This is a genomic window from Amycolatopsis sp. NPDC114503 (assembly GCF_055633655.1).
Genome location: NZ_JBVKDT010000020.1, coordinates 33,617 through 51,292, shown reverse-complemented (window position 1 = coordinate 51,292; position 17,676 = coordinate 33,617). Strand labels below are relative to the sequence as shown.

Below are 17,676 nucleotides of genomic sequence, written 5' to 3'. Positions count from 1 at the left end.
TCTCCCCTCCGCCCGGATACTCGACGTACTCGCGTGGAAGGACCGTCGATGTTCACCTACACCGCCAACCCGGCCCGGGTCGTGTTCGGCAGCGGCACGCTCGCCGTCGTCCCCGACGAGGTGCAGCGGCTCGATGCCAGGCGTGTGCTGCTGGTAGCCGGAAAGTCCGCGACCGCCGCTGCCGACCGGACCGCCGCCGCCCTCGGCCCGCTGCTCGCCTCCCGCTTCGGCGAGCCCGCCATGCACACCCCGGTCGAGGTCACCGAACGCGCGCTCGCCCTGGTCACTGAGCATTCCGTGGACTGTGTCGTCGCGATCGGCGGCGGGTCCGCGACGGGGCTCGCCAAGGCGCTCGCACTGCGCACCGACCTCCCGCAGATCATCGTGCCGACCACCTACGCCGGGTCGGAGATGACGCCGGTGGTCGGCCAAACCGAGAACGGCCGCAAGACCACCCAGTCGTCGCCGAAGGTGCTGCCCGAGGTGGTCGTGTACGACGTCGACCTCACGCTCGGCCTGCCCGTACCGACTTCGCTGACCAGCGGCGTCAACGCGATGGCGCACGCGGTCGAGGCGCTCTATTCGGCGCAGGCCAACCCGATCGTCGACCAGTTCGCGCTGGAAGCCATCCGGCTGCTCGCGGCCGCGCTGCCGAAAATCGCCGCTGATCCGTCCGATGTGGACGCTAGGACCGACGCGTTGCGCGCCGCCTGGCTGGCCGGTTCGTGCCTCGGTTCGGTCGGGATGGGCCTGCACCACAAGCTCTGCCACACGCTCGGCGGCAGTTTCGGTTTGCCGCACGCGGAAACGCACACGATCGTCCTCCCGCACGCCATGGCGTACAACGCGCCGAACGCCGCCGACGCGATGCGGCGGATCTCCGAAGCACTCGGTGCCCCGGACGCTCCGACTGCGGTGTTCGACCTGATCGCCAGCCTGCCGGTACCGCGTTCGCTGGCCGAAATCGGTCTTGCCGAAGGAGATCTCGCCAAGGCCGCCGAGCTGGCCACCGCCGCGCCGTATCCGAATCCGCGCGAGCTCACTCGCGAAGGCATCGAAGACTTGCTGCGGCACGCGTGGTCCGGCACCCGCCCGACAGCCGTTGAAGGCACGCCACCTGATCTGCGCGGGCTCACGCAGGAAGTGGTGGACAGCTTCGCCAGCACACCGGACCCTCGGTTGCGCGAGCTGCTGTCCGAGCTGGTCCGCACGCTGCATTCCTATGTCGTGCGCACCGATCTCACTCAGGAGGAGTGGGAGTACGCGATCGGATTCCTCACCCGCACCGGGCAGATCAGCTCGGACACGCGGCAGGAGTTCATTCTGCTGTCGGACACCCTCGGCGTTTCGAGCGTGGTCGACGTGCTCACGAACTCACGCACGCCGGACACCACGCCGTCGGCCGTGCTGGGCCCGTTCTACGTCGAGGGCCCGCCGGAAACCGAGCAGGGCGCGGATCTCGCCGAAGGACTGCCGGGGACTCCACTGTGGACGGATGTCCAGGTGACTGAACCGGACGGAACCCCGGTGCCGGACGCGGTCGTGGACGTCTGGCAGTCCAATGAGGACGGTTTCTACGACGTCCAGCTGCCCGATCTGGACGGTCCGGTGCTGCGCGCCCGGTTCCGCACCGACGCCGAAGGCAGGCTGCGGTTCTGGACGATCGTGCCGTCGGCGTACCCGATCCCGGACGACGGCCCGGTCGGCCAGATGCTCGCCGCCGTCGAGCGGCATCCGTTCCGCGCTCCGCACGTGCATTTCATGATCGCCAAACCCGGCTACCGCACGCTCGTGACGCAGCTGTTCGTGCGCGGCGGCGACTACCTCGACTCGGACACCGTGTTCGGCGTGAAGGACGGCCTCATCGTCGACTTCGCCGAGCAGACCGGACCCGCGCCGGACGGGCGCGAACCCTGGCGCCGTCTCGATTTCGCCTTCCGCATCTCCCCCGGGAACCCGGCATGACCGGTTATGACACCGATGTCCTCGTGGTCGGCAGCGGCCCGGCAGGCGGTTCCGCCGCGCTGCTGCTCGCGACCTACGGCGTCCGCACCGTGCTCGCGACCAAATACGGCTGGACGGCGCACACCCCGCGCGCGCACATCACCAACCAGCGGACGATGGAGGTCCTGCGCGACCTCGGCATCGAAGACCAAGCGCTCGCGCAAGGCACTCCCCCGGAACTCATGGGCGACACCGTGCTGTGCACGTCGCTCGCCGGGGAAGAAATCGGCCGGATCTCCAGCTGGGGCACCGCCGATCGCTCCGCGACCGAGTACGCCGCGGCGAGCCCCTGCCACATGATCGACCTGCCGCAGACCTATCTGGAACCGATCCTGGTCACGAACGCCGCCGCTCGCGGGGCGAAACTGCGCCTGGACACGGAATTCCTCGACTTCACCCAGGACGCGGACGGCGTGACCGCGCGCTTGCTGGACCGGGTTCGCGGCGACGAGTTCACGCTTCGCGCCCGCTATCTGATCGGCGCGGACGGCGCCCGCAGCCGCGTCGCCGAGCAGGCCGGGCTGCCGATCGACGGCCAGTCCGGCAAGGCCGGCAGCATGAACATCACCTTCACCGCCGATCTCGCCGAGCACGTCGCGCACCGGCCGAGCGTGCTGTATTGGGTGATGCGGCCGGGCGCGCATCTCGGCGGCATCGGGATGGGCCTGGTGCGGATGGTCCGGCCGTGGAACGAATGGCTGCTGACCTGGGGTTACGACATCGCGCAGCCGCCGCCCGACGTCGATGGCGCGGAGGCGGCGCGGATCGTCCGGGACCTCGTCGGCGATCCGCGCCTGCCGGTGGAGATCACCTCGACTTCACTGTGGACGGTCAACCACAGCTACGCCACGCAGTACTCGTCCGGCCGCGTTTTCTGCGCGGGCGACGCGGTGCACCGGCATCCGCCGTCCAACGGGCTCGGGTCGAACACGTCGGTACAGGACGCGTACAACTTGGCGTGGAAGCTCGCGATGGTCGTCCGCGGCGAGGCGGGCGAAGGACTTCTCGACAGCTACAGCGCCGAACGCGCCCCGGTCGGCAAGCAGATCGTGGACCGGGCGAACCTCAGCCGCGACCAGTTCGGGCCGATCTTCGCCGCGCTCGGCGTCGACGGCGACACCGACTCGGACGCCATCACCGCCGGTCTCGCCGCTTGTACCGCCGCGACCGAGGACGGGTCGTTGCGGCGGAAGCAGTTGCGGGCGGCGATCGAGCTGAAGAACTACGAGTTCAACGCGCACGGCGTGGAGATGGATCAGCGATACGTCTCTGCAGCGGTGCTCCCGGATGGCGCCGAGCCCGGGGTGGAACGAGATCCCGAGCTGTACCACCGGCCGACGACCACGCCTGGCGCGAAACTGCCGCATGTCTGGCTTGTCAACGAAGACGGTCGCCGAGTGTCCACACTGGACCTTGTCGGCCGCGGCCGGTGGACTGTCCTCACTGGACTCACCGGCGACGCCTGGCGTGACGCCGCCGCGAAAGCAGCTGCGGACCTCGGACTGGACTTGAGGGTCGTCACCATCGGTTCGCCCGAGGCCCGCGATTCCTACGGAGACTGGGCGCGGATCAGCGGTGTCGAGGAAGGCGGCTGCCTCCTGATCCGTCCGGACGGCTACATCGCCTGGCGTCACGCCACCTCCGGAACCGGATTGCCGGACGCACTCCGCAGCCTCCTCGACCGTTAGCTCACGGCATCCCCCACGGATCGCTCGCCCCGCCCGGCGCGACCGGTCGGACCGTAAAGTCCGGCCTGTCGCCGCGGCGGTACACATACGCGTCCTGACCACGCCCAAGGTCAACCTGCACATCTCCATTGGCCAACCGCCGCCACCGTCGAGGACGGCCATAAGCGTCCGTCACGGTCAGCTCGCCGTCGATCCCCGGCCGCACGACACACGGCGCTCCAGCCTCGCTGTGCACCTTCAGCCAGCGCGTTTTCCCGCCGGCGCGGGAGGCGCTCAGCAGGAACGCGCCTTCGGTCCGGAAGTCGCGCAGCGCGATGTCGCCCCACGCGGCCGGTACCGCCGGGAACAGCCGGAGCACGCCGCCCCAGCTCTGCACCAGCATGTCCTGCACGGATTTCGCCGCCGACAACGGCGTTTCGATGACCGGGCCGGATTCCTTGTACATCGTATTCGGCTGGATGTAACGCTTCTGCAGTTCGCCGAGGTAATACGCGGCTTTCTCGCCTCGGAGCATCTGGGCGGAGATCGATGCGGCGCCGGTGAAGGTGTAGCCCTGCAACGCGCCTTCGAAGCCGACCCAGTGGTTGAGCGAGGTTTCGATGATCTCGCGATGCTCCGGCTGTTCCCAGGTGATCTCGTACAGCGGATAGATCTGCAGCAGATGCGAGTAATGCCGGTGCGATTTCGCGAACGGGACGCCCGCGCCGATCATGTAGCCGTTCTCGTCGGCCGGGTAGTCGGTGAGCGTCGCGAGGACCTGCTGCCACTTTCCCGCGAGCGGATCGGCGATGCGCAACTCGCGCGCGGTGTCCAGCAACGTCTTGCAGCCCCAGCGGATCAGGGCGAGGTCGTAGTTGGTGTCCGGTGCGTTCACGCCGTACTCGGGCGAGAAGGTCGCGGGGAGATGCAGTCGCCCGTCGGGGCCTGGGGCGAGGAAGTGGAGGTAGTAGTTGATTGCCTTGCGCAGCAACGGGAACAACGTGTCGCGCAGCAGCTGGCGATCCATGGTGTGCCGGTAGGTCAGCCAGACGTTGTGCAGCGCCCAGGTGAGGTTGCCGACCTCGGGCGTCGGGGTGTCCTGGCCGGGAATGCCGACCGGGTAGCCGCTGGTCGAATCGGCGAGTCCGTTGAGCAGCGTCATGTCGGTCGTGCGCGGGATGCCCGCGGAATCGGACTGGTAGGGCTTCGCGACCTGGCTGGTCAAGCGATCCCGGTACTTGCCGAGCGCGTAGCTGACCGCGTCGAGTTCGAGATGGTTGGAGCCCTGGATGAGCCAGTACTCCAGTTGCACGTTGAGGTTCCACCACGTCGCGGGCCACGGCGTGTTTTCCAGCCAGGGACCGGAGGTCGCCATCACCGGCGCTTCCCGGCGGGCCGCCGACGCCACTTTGTACAGCTGGATCCAGTAGAAGCTCTGCAACCGGGTGTCCGGAATGGACAGGAAGCTGCGCCGGTAGTAGTCGTGCCACCAACGGCGGTGGTCCCAGGCCAGCACGTCCAGCGCGGGGGCTCGCCGCACCGTGTGCAATGCCCGGGCCGTCGAGGTCTTCTCCGGATGCGACCACGCGACCGACGTGTACAGCGTCCGCGCGCTGCCCCGGGCGACCTCACGCCACGCCGTCACGTGCTCGCCGCCAGCCAGCAGCGGCTGTACCGCGAGATGCGCGTCGCCTGCCTGCTGCAATTGGACCGGCGGATTCTCCAGATATCCGTCCGGCGGCGGTTTCTTCCACACCGGATCAGCTCGCGGGCTGATCGCCTTCGCCGGATGGAACACCCACTGGAACCCGCGCTCGCCCTCCGACGGCCGCACCTCCACCGCCAGCAACGACTGTCCGGTGTGGACGATCGCGCGCAGCTCCAGGCTGCCCGCCGCAGTGGTGATCGTGCCGGCCAGTTCGGCGTTCCAGACGTCGAGCCGCCAGTCGAGACCGGTGATCGCGCCGACCGGTTCGAGCGTGAAGTACCCGATCGGCAGCCGCGCCAGGCCGAACAGCGACCCGAACTGCGGCCGGTGGTCCTGGACCTGACTGTGCTGGACGTTGAAGCGGACCGCGTTGCGGCCGGGTTCGGCGTAGATGCCGGAGCCGAGGAAACCGTTGCCCAGGAACGGTCCCTCGTACCAGGTCTTCGGCATCCGCCGCCAGCGCAGGTCCGCGGTCGCCAGGAAACCCGCCCAGTCGACGCTGTCGCCGCTCGTCTCCGCCGCGCCGGCCGGGGACAGCCCGACCGCTCCGGCGGCGATCCCCGCGAGTGCTCCGCCGAGCACTGTCCGGCGCGAGATGTCCATGTCCGCCAACCTCCTCGTTTCTAGTCAGGCAAACCCCACGCCGGAACGGTGCCGAGTGAGGGAACGTCACGCGGCCCGAAGTCCGGCCGGGCGCCGCGCGGGGTGACGGTGACCGTGCCGCCCCTCCGCAACGCCAGCGTGATCCGCCGCGGCCCCACCGGACGCCACGACAACCGCCGGCCCCATTCGTCGCGCACGTCGATGTCCCCGTCGATACCGTGGTCCAGCACCAGCGGCGCACCCGCTTCGCTGTGCACCCGCACGAACTCCGTCGCTCCCCGCCGCCGCGACGCGTCCACCAGGAACGCGCCCTCGGTGCGCAGCCCGGCGATCGACGCGTCAGGCCACTTCGCCGACACCGACGGGAACGCCTTCACCACTCCCCCGGAACCCTGCAGCACCATGTCCACAACGGACTGTGCCGCGGTGATCGGGCTTTCGATGGCGAAGTTCGATCCCTCGCGGTACATCGTGTTCGCGGTCAGCTCGGTGTCCGCGACGACGTTCCGGTCGAGGAAGAACTTCAGGTACCGCAACGCTTCCTCGGGCTGGTCCATCACCGAGTTCATCGACGACGCGGCCGCGTAGCTGTAGCCGTGCCAGGCCGACTGGTCCGCTGACCAATGCCGGAAGGTGCGGGTCATGATGTCCCGGTCGGCAGGCCGCTCCCAGTTCCGCTCCCGCAACGGGTACAGCCAGAGCAGATGCGAGAAATGCCGGTGCGAATCAGCGAGCCGCACACCGTCGCCGATCAGCACGCCGTCGGCCGGATCCTCGTGGTAAGGAACGAGTTTCGCCGCGATCTCCCGCCACATCGGCACCCGCGGCTCGTTCAGCCGCAGGATCCGCGCGGAGTCGACCAACGTCGTCGCGGCCCAGCGGATCAACGACAGGTCATAGGTGCAGTCGGACGCGTCGGCGTACTCCGGCGATCGGGTGAGCGGCAGATGCAGGAGCCCGTCCGGCCCGGTGAAGAGGAAGTGCCGGTAGAAGTTGAGCGCCTTCGCGAGCGTCGGGTACAGCACGTCGCGCAGCACCGACTGGTCGAGGTGGTGCCGGTACGCGAGCCAGACATTGTGCAAGCCCCACAACAGGTTCCCGGTCTGGTCCGTTTTGGACGTCGTCCCCGGAACGCCGACCGTCCGGACGCCGCCAGGCCGCAGCCGCCAGTCCCCCGGATGCGAAAGCGCGTACGTGTCTCCGTCCCGGTAAGCAGGCGGGACCGACACCTCCAAGTTCGCGTGGTCGCGGCGGAACGTCTCGGTGACCGCGTCCAGCTCGGGATGGTTGGCGCTGTTCACGATGGGATAGGTGACCTGGACGTTCAGGTTCCACCACACCGCCGTCCAGCTGTTGCCGACCTCCGGGAACCACGGCCCCCATTCGGCGGTCACCGGGCCGTCCCTGCGGGTCGCCGAGGCGATCTTGTACAGCTGGATCCAGTAGAAGCGCTGCACCTGCTTGTCCGGCACGGATACGAAGCTGCGCTGGTGGAAGTCGTTCCACCAGCGGCGATGCCAGGCGAGCAGCAGATCCGGGTTCATCGCGAGCGTGCGCCCGACCAGCGACACGGCGTCGCGCGTGTGCGTGGAACGCGGGAAGGAATACGCGACCGCCGCCGCGAACAACCGCTTCGTGCCGACTCGCTTCTCCCGCCACGCCGTCGTATACCCGCCACCAGCGGTCAACGGCTGCGCGCAGTAGCCGTCGGTCTGCTCGGGCTCCGGATTCGCGGTGTACTCCGGCGGCTTGCGCACGGTCCGGGTCGTCGCCGACACCAACGGCGCGAAGCCCCACGTGGCCCCTGACTCGCCCGCACTCGGATCGAGCGAGACGAGCAGAACGCCGAGATCGTTGTGCACCACCGCGGAAAACGCGACCTGCCCGCGCGTGGTGGTGATCGTGCCGCCGAGTTCGGCGTTGTACAGATCGAGGGTCCAGTCGACGCCGGTGATCGCTCCCGCGAAGGTGAGCGTGATCGCGCCGATCGGCAGCCGCGACAGCCCGATTCCCGCTTCCCACTGAATGCGCTGGTCCTGGACCTGGGTGTGGCTGAGCATGAACTTCAGCACCTGTGGTGTCTGCCCGGCGTAGGCCTGGACACCGAGGTAGCCGTTGGCCAGGAACGGCGCTTCCTGCCAGTTCTTCGGCAGCCGCTGCCAGCGCATCCGCGCGTCCATGGCGACATCTCGATGCGGGCTGCGCTGCGCGGCCGATCCGGGCGGCGCACCCTGCGCCCAAAGCCCGCCGAACGCCGCCGCCCCGGCGGCGATCGATACGGAGCGAAGCACCGTCCGCCGCGACACCCCGACCATGACGCCTCCGGATTCATATTACGTTTCGCCCCGCTGAGCGCGAGGTGAGCGGAATATATCCAGACAGGACAGGCAAAAGCCAGGGTTGTTCACTCAGAAAGCCGCACAGACATCCGATGACTGGGATCCGACCGGTGCGCGTTCACGTATGTGACGTCGCGGAAGCCGATCCGCCGGAGCGGACAGTCCGTTTGCCGGCGGCCGGGGAAGAGCGCGCAACCCCCATGAGCAACAGCGAGAGCGGGAACCGGGAAGCAGCATCAGAGACAGCACCCGAAATCCGAACCGCAAAGGGCGCGGCCGACCTGCGCCCGCGTGAACGCTCGACCGAGCCCCAGCATCGCCACAGCGACGAAGCGGATCGGGCCCCCTCCTCGAGCACCTGGACCGAAGTTCTCCAAGAAACAGAAGAAAAGCGCGGAAAATTGGAGGTACAGGCGATCCGCGTTTCCGTCTACCTTGACAGAAAGCAGGGCGCCCCGCGCGTCGAGAAGTCGGTCGAAGAATTCGTCAACCGCCTGAACGGCCAGATCTTCGACCGGGGCAACCCCGTCGTCAAGTCCTGGTTCCGGCAAATGCGCGCGAAACTCGTCTACTTCTCCCAGTCTCCGGCAGGCCAGGACATCCAGGAACTCGCGACGCACGCGGCGGCGGCCAGGCTGGTTCACGCCACCGATGCCAACGTCACCTCGACCATGATGTCGAATCTGGCACCCGTATTGAGCTCGCTGTCGCCGTATTCCAACGCCGTGCTCAGAATTGGCGCGCTGCTCATCGTGAAGACGGACGGAGTGCTGGTCGTCCAGCAACTGAGCCCCGCTCAGCAGCTTGTCCTTCTCCGCCGTCCGGACTTGCTGACCAGCCCGGCGACCGTCCTCGACGAGATTCGTGCCAAGAGCGAGATCGAGGAAACGGATTCCGCGCTTCCCGCTCCCGGCGAGACCTCAACCGCAAGAAACGAAGTCCGTTAGGCCGGGTCCTTGGCCCGCTCCGTACAAGGAGAATCGGCGATTCGTCCGCTTCACGATTCGGTACGCTGGAGCCACCGCTGACCGGAGGGGCTCGATGCGCGTTCTTCTCACGACCCAGCCAGGACACGGGCATTTCGATCCGATGGTCCCCTACGCCGCGGCGTTCCGCCGGGCCGGGCACGAGGTGCGAGTCGCGAGCAGCGCGGCGTTCGCCGGGGCGGTCGAGGACGCCGGGTTCGGCTTCACCGCCGTCGGCGAGAACTTCACCTGGGAGAAGGTGGACGCAACCTTCCCCGAATTCGTCGATTTCGCCCGCCGGGGCCAAGGTTTGGAGTACGCGAACGAAGTCAGCTGGACACGGTGGAATCCGGCCGCGACCCGCGATCTGCTGGCGTCGTTCGAGACGTGGCGGCCGGACGTGCTGATCCGCGAGTTCGCGGAGAACGGGGCCACGCTCGCCGGCCGGGTCGCGGGCATTCCGGTGATCTGCGCGTCGTGGTCGGCCCTGCCCGCCGACGCTCGAAGCTGGGGAACGGTGATCGACTGGCCGCGGACGCTCGACCGCTGCCGGACGGCGGCGAAGACCTTCGGTCTCGAACTCGACGACGCCGAGACAGTGTGGAAGCAGCAGCTGACGCTCACCGGCCTGCCCCCGTCGTGGTTCGCCGGGGCCGGGAAGGGCACGAATCTGCGGCACTTCCGTCTTCCGCTGGCCGAGCAGCCGGACGGCCCGGGCCCGGCGTGGCTGGACGCGCTCGGCCGCGACCGTCCGCTCGTCTACGCGACATTCGGAACAGTCTTCAACCGCAGCCGCAAACCGCGCCAGGCGGTGATCGACGGGCTCGCCGGGCTCGACGCGGATGTCCTGCTGACTGTCGGGAACACCGTCGATCCGGACACTATCGGCCCGGTCTCGCCCACGATGCGCGTCGAGCGTTTCGTGCCGCAGGCCTACGCCTTGGCCAAAGCGTCGCTCGTCGTGAGCCATGCCGGTCTGGGCACGATGCTCGGCGCGATCTACCGGGGCGTGCCGATGGTGTCCCTCGTCCTCGGCGCCGAGCATCCCCTCAACGCCGCGAGCGCGGCAGCGGCCGGACTGACAATCCCGCTCGGCGGGGACGAGATCACCGCCGACCAGGTCGCCGCCGCGGCACTGCGGGCGTTGCACGATCCCGCGCGCCGGGCCGCGTCCGAAACGGTCCGGCAGGAGTGCGCAGGCATGGAAGCCGTCGACGGAGTCGTGCCGCTCGCCGAGGCCTACGCGAAGACCGGCTAGCCCTGAGGACTCAGAGCGGCGGCAACTCCACCCGCTCCAGCCAAGCAGCGAAAAACCCCCGCAAAGACCGCCCCGCATAGGACTCCGCCAGCGACACGAACTGCTCCGTCGTCACCGCGGCATGCCGGTTCTCCACCGCCCACGCCTTCACCAGCGCGAAAAACGCCGGATCGCCGATCTCCCCGCGCAGCGCGTGCAATGTCAGCCCGCCGCGCTTGTACACCCGCTCGTCGAACATCCGCGCCACGCCGGGATCACCGATCGTCACGTCCGCCGGCTTGGCCCGCACCCGCGCGTACCACGCCCGGGCCAACACTTCCGCCGATTCGCCGCCGGACTGCTCCGACCACAGCCACTCGGTGTAGGTGGCGAAGCCTTCGTTGAGCCAAATGTGCTGCCAGTCCGCCACAGTCAGGCTGTTGCCGAACCACTGGTGCGCCAGTTCGTGCACCACGAGACGCTCGTGGGTGCGCTTGCCGTCCACGTGGTTGGCGCCGAAGATCGCCATCCCCTGCGCTTCGATCGGGTCGTCGAGGTCGTCGTCGGTCACGACCACCACGTACTCGCCGAACGGGTACGGACCGAACCAGTCCTCCAGCGCGTCCATCATCCGGCCCTGGCGGCCGAAGTCCCGCGCGAACGCCCGCCGCAGCCGGGGCGGCACGGCGGCCCGTTGCACGACGCCGCCCGGACGGTCGGCGGTGAGCTCCGGAACCCAGGCGCCGCCGGACAGTTCGAGGTCCTCGTAGCGGCCGATCTGGACGCTCATCAGGTACGTCGAGGTCGGCTCCGGCCTTTCGAACACCCACTTCGTGGTGCTCGCCGACTGGTAGCGCGACACGAGATTTCCCGTCGCCGCAACGAGATACGGCGACGACGTGGCCACCGCGATCCGGTAGCTCGCCTTGTCCGCCGGATGATCGTTGCACGGGAACCACGACGGCGCGCCCACCGGCTGGCTCGCCACCAGCGCGCCGTCGGTCAGTTCGTCCCAGCCGATGTCACCCCATCGGCTGGCCACCGGGCGAGGGTTGCCCGCGTAGCGGATCTCCACCTCGAACTCAGTGCCGGCGGGCACCGACCGCGCCGGTTTGACCTGCAGTTTCAGCCCACGCCGCACGTACTTGGCCGGTTTGCCCTCCACCAGCACACGCGACACCCGGAACTCACCGAAGTCGAGCGTCAGCCGCGAAAGCGCCTGGGTGGCCTCACAGGTCAGCACCGCGGTGGCGGACAGCCGGTTCGGCCCGATGCGGTAATCGAGATCGAGGTCGTAGTGCCGGACCCGGTAGCCGCCGTTCCCGTGCGCGGGGAGGTACCCGTCGCCCGAGGTCTCCGCTCCGGGCGCGGCCGCTTTCCCGTTCACCCGCACCGAAACCCGCCTTCGCCCGCCGCCGTGATCTTTTCCAGGATGAGGCGCCGCGACGGGTCCCGCAACGGTCGTGCCCTCACCGCCGCCAGGCCGAGATCGGATTGCCGAGCCAGCGCGAGTCCGCGGGGACCGCGTCGCCGCGCGTCACGAGCGAGCCCGGGCCCACCGTGGTGCGCGCGCCGATGCTCGCGCCCGGCAGCACGATCCCGTGCGGGCCGAGCGTCGCGCCCTCTTCGAGCGTCACCCGCGACATGGTCATGATCCGGTCGTGGAACAGGTGCGTCTGGACCACGCAGCCGCGGTTGATCGTCGCGCCGTCGCCCAGTGCGACCAGGTCGGACTCGGGCAGCCAGTAGGTGTCGAGCCACACGCCGCGGCCGATCTTGACGCCCATCGTGCGCAGCCACGCGGGCAGCAGCGGCGTGCCGCCGAGCGACCCGATCAGCCACGGCACCGCGAGCGCCTCGACGAACGTGTCGGCCAGTTCGTTGCGCCACACGAACGAACTCCACAGCGGGTGGTCGATCTCGCGGAACTTGCCGACCAGCAGCCACTTCGCCGCGGTCGCGGTGAGCGCCGCGACGATCCCGGCGGCCAGCAGCACCGGCCCGGCCAGCAGCGCGGCGGCCCAGAAGCCGCCCCACGCCGCCAGCGCCAGCAGCGCGAACGCGACGCCGACGGTCAGCGCGACCGCGCACATCACCGGCAGGATCCGGCACAGCTCGACCAGCGCGCGGGCCGCCTTGAGGTGCAGCGGCGGCGTGTACGTGCGGCTGGTGTCGCTCTCCCCCACCGCGCGGCGCACCGGCAGCGGCGGCATGCCCAGGTACGAGGAGCCCTTCTTCGCCTTCGCCGGCGTCGAGGACAGCACCCCGACCAGCCCGCGCTTCGGCACCGAACGGCCCGGCGCGGTCATCCCCGAGTTGCCGAGGAACGCCTGCTTGCCGATCCGCGCCGGGGCGGCGTGCAGCCAGCCGTGGCCGAGTTCGTAGGTGGCGACCATGGTGTCGTCGGCCAGGAACGCGCCACTGTCCACTTTGGTCATCTTCGGCAGCGCGAGGACGGTGGACGCCTCCACGTTGCGGCCGACCTTCGCGCCGAGCAACCGCAGCCACACCGGCGTGAACAGGCTGGCGTACAACGGGAACAGGCCTTCGCGGGCCATCCCCATCAGCCGCTCGGTGGCCCAGACCTGCCACGCGACGCGGCCGTGCACCGGGTGGTACCCCTCGACCATGCCGACGCCGAGCGCACGGACACCGGCCAGCACGAGCAGCGCGTAGGTCAGGAAGTAAGCGACGGTCGCGACCGGCACGAACAGCAGCGCCTGGCCGAGCGCGGCGCTCACATCAGAGGTGCCGGCGATCGCGTAACCGATCACCGCGACACCGGGCAGCGCGGCGATCCCGGGCAGCAGCCCGAGGAACACCGAGGTGACGCCGTACACCGACGCCCAGAACCGCGACCGCGGCGGGCGGCTCGACGGCCACTTCAGCGCGTCCTTGACGTCCGAGCGCACCGCGGGCGAACCGGCCCAGCGCTGGCCCGCCGGGACCGCGCCGCGCACGGTCGAACCGGCGGCGATCTCCGAGCCCTTGCCGATCCGGGCGCCGGGGAACAGCGTGCTGCGCGCGCCGACCCGGGCCTCGGCCCCGATCCGCATCTTGCCGATGTGCACGACGTCGCCGTCCACCCAGTGGCCGGACAGATCGACCTCGGGCTCCACCGCGGCGCCGCGGCCCAGCTTGAGGAAACCGGTGACCGGCGGCGGCGAGTGCAGGTCGACGTCCTTGCCGATGCGCGCGCCCAGCGCCTTCGCGTACGTGGTCATCCACGACGCTCCGGCGACGCTGTCCGCACCGCTGAACTCGGCCAGCTTCTCGGCGGTCCACAGTCGCAAGTGGACACTGCCGCCGCGCGGGTAGGTGCCCGGGCGCACCCCGGACAGCAGCACGCGCGCACCGCCCGCGGCGATGGCGATCCGGCCCGCCGGGGTGAACAGCACGAGCCAGGCGAGGACCAGCCACGCCCAGTTCAGCGTCGGCGCCCAGGAAACGCCCAGCAGCGCCAGCACGTTCGAGCAGGCGGCGGCCAGCGTGGTCCAGCGCAGCCCGACGAGGCCCATCAGCGGCACCATCAGCAGCGACTGCACGAGCCCGGCGCGGCGCGGCGTCGGCGCGATCTCGCGGCGCTCGGTCTCCTCGCCGCGGAGCGCGTCCAGCTTCGCGGCCAGCGCGCCGAGCTTCGGGTGCTGGTAGATGTCGCTGACCGACACCTCGGGGTGGCGGGTGCGGATGCGCGCGATGAGCTGCGCCGCGGTGAGGCTGCCGCCGCCGTTGGTGAAGAAGTCGGCGCCGGCGTTGCTCACCGACACGCCGAGGATCTCGCTCCAGCCTTCGGCCAGCCACGCCTCGGTGGGCGACAGCCCGGCCGCGCTCGCGTCCACAGTGGACAGCGGCCACGGCAGCGCGGCGCGGTCGACCTTGCCGGACGTGCGGGTCGGCAGGTCCTCGATCGTCGCGAGCAGCGGCACCAGCGCGGCGGGCAGCTGCGCGCGCAGCCGGGTCGCGGCGTCGTCGGTGTCGAGAGTTTCGCCGTCCTCGGGGACGATGTACCCGACCAGGACCTGATTGCCCGCCTTGGTGCGGCGGACGGCCGCGGCCGCGCCGCGCACGCCGGGCAGCGCCTGCAGCGCCGCGTCGACCTCGCCCAGCTCGATCCGGCGTCCGCCGAGCTTGATCTGCTCGTCCAGCCTGCCGAGGAACAGCAGGCCTTCCGGCTCCGCGCGGACCATGTCGCCGCTGCGGTAGGCGCGCTCCCAGCCCATCGACGGCAGCGGCGCGAACTTCTGCGCGTCCTTCTCCGCGTCGAGGTACCGGGCCAGCCCGGCGCCGCCGATGACCAGCTCGCCGGTCTCGCCCATGGCGACCGGCTCGCCCTCTTCGTTGACCACGACGAGCTGCCAGCCGACCAGCGGTAGGCCGATCCGCACCGGGCCCTCGCCGGTCATCTGCGCGGCGCAGGCGACGACGGTCGCCTCAGTGGGGCCGTAGGTGTTCCACACTTCGCGGCCTTCGACGGCCACGCGCTCGGCCAGCTCGGGCGGGCAGGCTTCGCCGCCGAAGATGAGCAGGCGCACGTCTTCCAGCGCGTCCGCCGGCCACAGCGCGGCCAGCGTCGGCACCGTCGACACGACAGTGATGCCTTGCGCGACGAGCCACGGGCCGAGGTCGACGCCGGTGCGCACCAGCGCGCGCGGCGCGGGCACCAGGCAGGCGCCGTGCCGCCAGGCCAGCCACATCTCTTCGCAGGAGGCGTCGAACGCGACGCTCAGCCCGGCCAGCACCCGGTCTCCGGGGCCGATCGGTTCGTCGGTCAGGAAAAGCTGTGCCTCGGCGTCCACGAAAGCCGCCGCCGAGGCGTGCGTGACCGCGACGCCCTTCGGCTTGCCGGTGGAGCCGGAGGTGAAGATGATCCACGCATCGTCGGCCGGGCCGGGACGGCCTTCGCGGCCGTTCGGGGTCCCGGCGACGGTGATCTCGCCATCCGTCGCGATCGCGGCGACGCCCGCCTCGCCGAACACCAGCTCGGCGCGCTCGTCGGGGTCGTCCGCATCGACCGGCACGTACGCCGCGCCGACCGACAGCGTCGCCAGGATCGCGATGTACAGCTCGGCACTGCCGGAGGAGATCCGGATGCCGACGCGGTCGCCGAGGCCGACGCCGTGCTCGCGCAGCTTGCGGGCGTAGGAGTCGATCTCTTCCCTGAGCCGGCGGTAGCTCAGCGGGCCGGTGCCGTCGTCGAGCGCCGCGGCGTTCGGGTGCTTCTCCGCGGTGGCGGTGAGGATGTCCAGGAGGGTGCGCTCGGCGGCCGGGGCGGCGGTCTCGAACAGAGCGGGCGAGAGCGCGGCCTCGACGGCGAGAGTCAGGGCTTCGGTGCTGCCGGAATCGGCGGTCAGCGTCACCGGGCCACCTCGGCGGCCGGGCGCGCTCCGGTATTCCGGAACGACGTGAACAGGATCGAACTCTGGGCGCGCAAGCCCATCACTCACCTTTCGCGAGCGTCATTCGGGCTTGCCGTCCGAATGAGGCGCCCGTAGCGACCGTCCACCTTACGCGGTATTCAAGCCCAGGTCGCGTCTGGGTAACGGCCGCGTGTCGGACGTCACCGCAGGCAGGTCCGGCCAGGGAATCCCCGGGAATCGGATTCGCCGGGAATTCCCTGGCCGGGAAAGAAATCAGCGGTTGCGAGCCGCTTTTCCGCCCGCCTTGGGCTTCTGCTTCTTTTCGCGGACGCGCACATTCACCCGGACGGGACTTCCCGCGAAGCCGAACTGCTCGCGGAATTTCCGCTCGATGAACCGGCGGTAGCCCGCCTCGAGGAACCCGGTGGTGAACAGCACCAGCGTCGGCGGACGGATGCCCGCTTGCGTCGCGAACAGCACCTTCGGCTGCTTGCCGCCGCGCACCGGCGGCGGCGTGGCCGCGACGAGGTCGGACAGCCAGCCGTTGAGCTGACCGGTCGACACACGCTGGTCCCACGACGACAGCGCCGTGCGCAGGGCGGGCGCGAGCTTGCGCACCGCGCGCCCGGTGAGCGCGGAGACGTTGACCTTCTCCGCCCACGGCACCCGCACGAGGCCGCGGTCCAGCTCGCGCACCATGGCGTACCGGCGGTCCTCGTCGACCAGGTCCCATTTGTTGAACACGAGCACGCACGCGCGGCCCGCCTCGACCACCATCGTCAGCACCCGCAGGTCCTGTTCGGACAGCGGTTCCGAGGCGTCCAGCAGCACGAGCGCGACCTCGGCCGCGTCGATCGCGGTCTTGGTGCGCAGCGAGGCGTAGTACTCCGCGCCGTCGGCGAAGTTGACGCGCTTGCGCAGGCCCGCGGTGTCCACGAACCGCCAGACCTCGCCGTCCAGCTCGACCAGCGAGTCGACCGGGTCGACCGTGGTGCCCGCGACCGAGTCGACCACCGAGCGCTCCTCGCCGGAAAGCCGGTTGAGCAGGCTGGACTTGCCGACGTTCGGCTTGCCGACCAGCGCGACGCGGCGCGGCCCGGCGGTCACCGCGCCGGCTTCGCGCGGCGCCTCGGGCAGCGCGGCCATGATGGCGTCGAGCAGGTCGCCCGAGCTGCGCCCGTGCAGCGCGCTGACCGGGTGCGGCTCGCCGAGGCCCAGCGACCACAGCGAGGCGGTGTCGGCCAGCAGCCGGTCGTCGTCCACCTTGTTCGCGGCCAGCAGCACCGGCTTCTTCGAACGGCGCAGCACGCGCGCGACGGCCTCGTCGGTGGCCGTGGCCCCGACCGTCGCGTCGACCACCAGCAGCACCGCGTCCGCGGTCTGCATGGCCATCTCGGCCTGCACCGCGACCGAGGCCTGCAGGCCGGTGGCGTCGGGCTCCCAGCCGCCGGTGTCGACGAGCGTGAACCGGCGACCGGCCCAGAACGCGTCGTAGGCGACGCGGTCGCGCGTCACGCCCGGCACGTCCTGCACGACCGCCTCCCGGCGGCCGAGGATGCGGTTGACCAGCGTGGACTTGCCCACGTTCGGCCTGCCGACCACGGCGAGCACCGGCTGCGCGGCGGCCGCCCGGCCGTCGGCCTCCTCGGCCTCGATCTTCGCGTCGAGCGCGGCGAACTCGGACTCGTCGGACCAGCTTCCGTCGACCTCGCCGAGACCGTCCACCGCACTGTCGGCGGCGTCAAACCCCGCCGACGTGCTTCCTCCCGCGGAGGCGGCGTCAAACCCTGTCATCG

At 70.1% G+C, this 17,676-nt stretch carries 9 protein-coding genes; 4 read left to right on the top strand and 5 right to left on the bottom strand.

The genetic code is table 11. The features are described 5' to 3' along the window. Positions 1 to 48: 48 nt before the first annotated feature. Both ACZ7OI_RS45945 and ACZ7OI_RS45940 read left to right on the top strand, forming a co-directional pair. Entirely contained in the window at positions 49 to 1,965 is a 1,917-nt protein-coding gene (locus ACZ7OI_RS45945) for a maleylacetate reductase and hydroxyquinol 1,2-dioxygenase domain-containing protein (RefSeq protein ID WP_470270408.1), read from the top strand. Then, positions 1,962 to 3,692, top strand: coding sequence for an FAD-dependent oxidoreductase (locus ACZ7OI_RS45940; protein ID WP_470270407.1), 1,731 nt, complete (start codon positions 1,962 to 1,964; stop codon positions 3,690 to 3,692). The genes ACZ7OI_RS45945 and ACZ7OI_RS45940 overlap by 4 nt, the downstream gene beginning before the upstream one ends. A 1-nt stretch (position 3,693) precedes the next feature. Here ACZ7OI_RS45940 and ACZ7OI_RS45935 read toward each other — a convergent pair whose 3' ends face one another. Continuing rightward, entirely contained in the window at positions 3,694 to 5,982 is a 2,289-nt protein-coding gene (locus ACZ7OI_RS45935; protein ID WP_470270406.1) for a glycosyl hydrolase family 95 catalytic domain-containing protein, read from the bottom strand. A gap of 20 nt (positions 5,983 to 6,002) precedes the next feature. Beyond that, positions 6,003 to 8,297: a glycosyl hydrolase family 95 catalytic domain-containing protein gene (locus ACZ7OI_RS45930; protein WP_470270405.1), complete on the bottom strand. Its 2,295-nt coding sequence runs from the start codon at positions 8,295 to 8,297 to the stop codon at positions 6,003 to 6,005. Positions 8,298 to 8,521: 224 nt separating this feature from the next. Here ACZ7OI_RS45930 and ACZ7OI_RS45925 point away from each other — a divergent pair, with 224 nt between their 5' ends. Further along, on the top strand, positions 8,522 to 9,268 hold the full coding sequence (locus tag ACZ7OI_RS45925) for a hypothetical protein (protein WP_470270404.1): 747 nt from the start codon (positions 8,522 to 8,524) through the stop codon (positions 9,266 to 9,268). Positions 9,269 to 9,362: 94 nt separating this feature from the next. Next, complete coding sequence (locus ACZ7OI_RS45920; protein WP_470270403.1) at positions 9,363 to 10,544, top strand: glycosyltransferase; 1,182 nt, start codon at positions 9,363 to 9,365, stop codon at positions 10,542 to 10,544. A gap of 10 nt (positions 10,545 to 10,554) precedes the next feature. Here the strand turns inward: ACZ7OI_RS45920 and ACZ7OI_RS45915 are convergent, their stop codons facing one another. From ACZ7OI_RS45915 to der, 3 genes are all read right to left on the bottom strand, one after another. Beyond that, on the bottom strand, positions 10,555 to 11,910 hold the full coding sequence (locus tag ACZ7OI_RS45915; protein ID WP_470270465.1) for a M1 family metallopeptidase: 1,356 nt from the start codon (positions 11,908 to 11,910) through the stop codon (positions 10,555 to 10,557). Positions 11,911 to 11,992: 82 nt separating this feature from the next. Next, a complete protein-coding gene (locus ACZ7OI_RS45910; protein WP_470270402.1) occupies positions 11,993 to 15,880 on the bottom strand; it encodes a Pls/PosA family non-ribosomal peptide synthetase in 3,888 nt (1,295 codons plus the stop codon). A 273-nt stretch (positions 15,881 to 16,153) separates the two neighbouring features. Further along, complete coding sequence (gene der / locus ACZ7OI_RS45905; RefSeq protein WP_470270401.1) at positions 16,154 to 17,674, bottom strand: ribosome biogenesis GTPase Der; 1,521 nt, start codon at positions 17,672 to 17,674, stop codon at positions 16,154 to 16,156. Positions 17,675 to 17,676: the final 2 nt, after the last annotated feature.

Bases quoted from the DNA above. Each gene is read 5' to 3' on its own strand.
- ACZ7OI_RS45930 (WP_470270405.1), bottom strand. From the start codon at position 8,297: ATGGTCGGGGTGTCGCGGCGGACGGTGCTTCGCTCCGTATCGATCGCC.
- ACZ7OI_RS45920 (WP_470270403.1), top strand. From the start codon at position 9,363: ATGCGCGTTCTTCTCACGACCCAGCCAGGACACGGGCATTTCGATCCG.
- ACZ7OI_RS45925 (WP_470270404.1), top strand. From the start codon at position 8,522: ATGAGCAACAGCGAGAGCGGGAACCGGGAAGCAGCATCAGAGACAGCA.
- ACZ7OI_RS45935 (WP_470270406.1), bottom strand. From the start codon at position 5,982: ATGGACATCTCGCGCCGGACAGTGCTCGGCGGAGCACTCGCGGGGATC.
- ACZ7OI_RS45940 (WP_470270407.1), top strand. From the start codon at position 1,962: ATGACCGGTTATGACACCGATGTCCTCGTGGTCGGCAGCGGCCCGGCA.
- ACZ7OI_RS45945 (WP_470270408.1), top strand. From the start codon at position 49: ATGTTCACCTACACCGCCAACCCGGCCCGGGTCGTGTTCGGCAGCGGC.
- der (WP_470270401.1), bottom strand. From the start codon at position 17,674: ATGACAGGGTTTGACGCCGCCTCCGCGGGAGGAAGCACGTCGGCGGGG.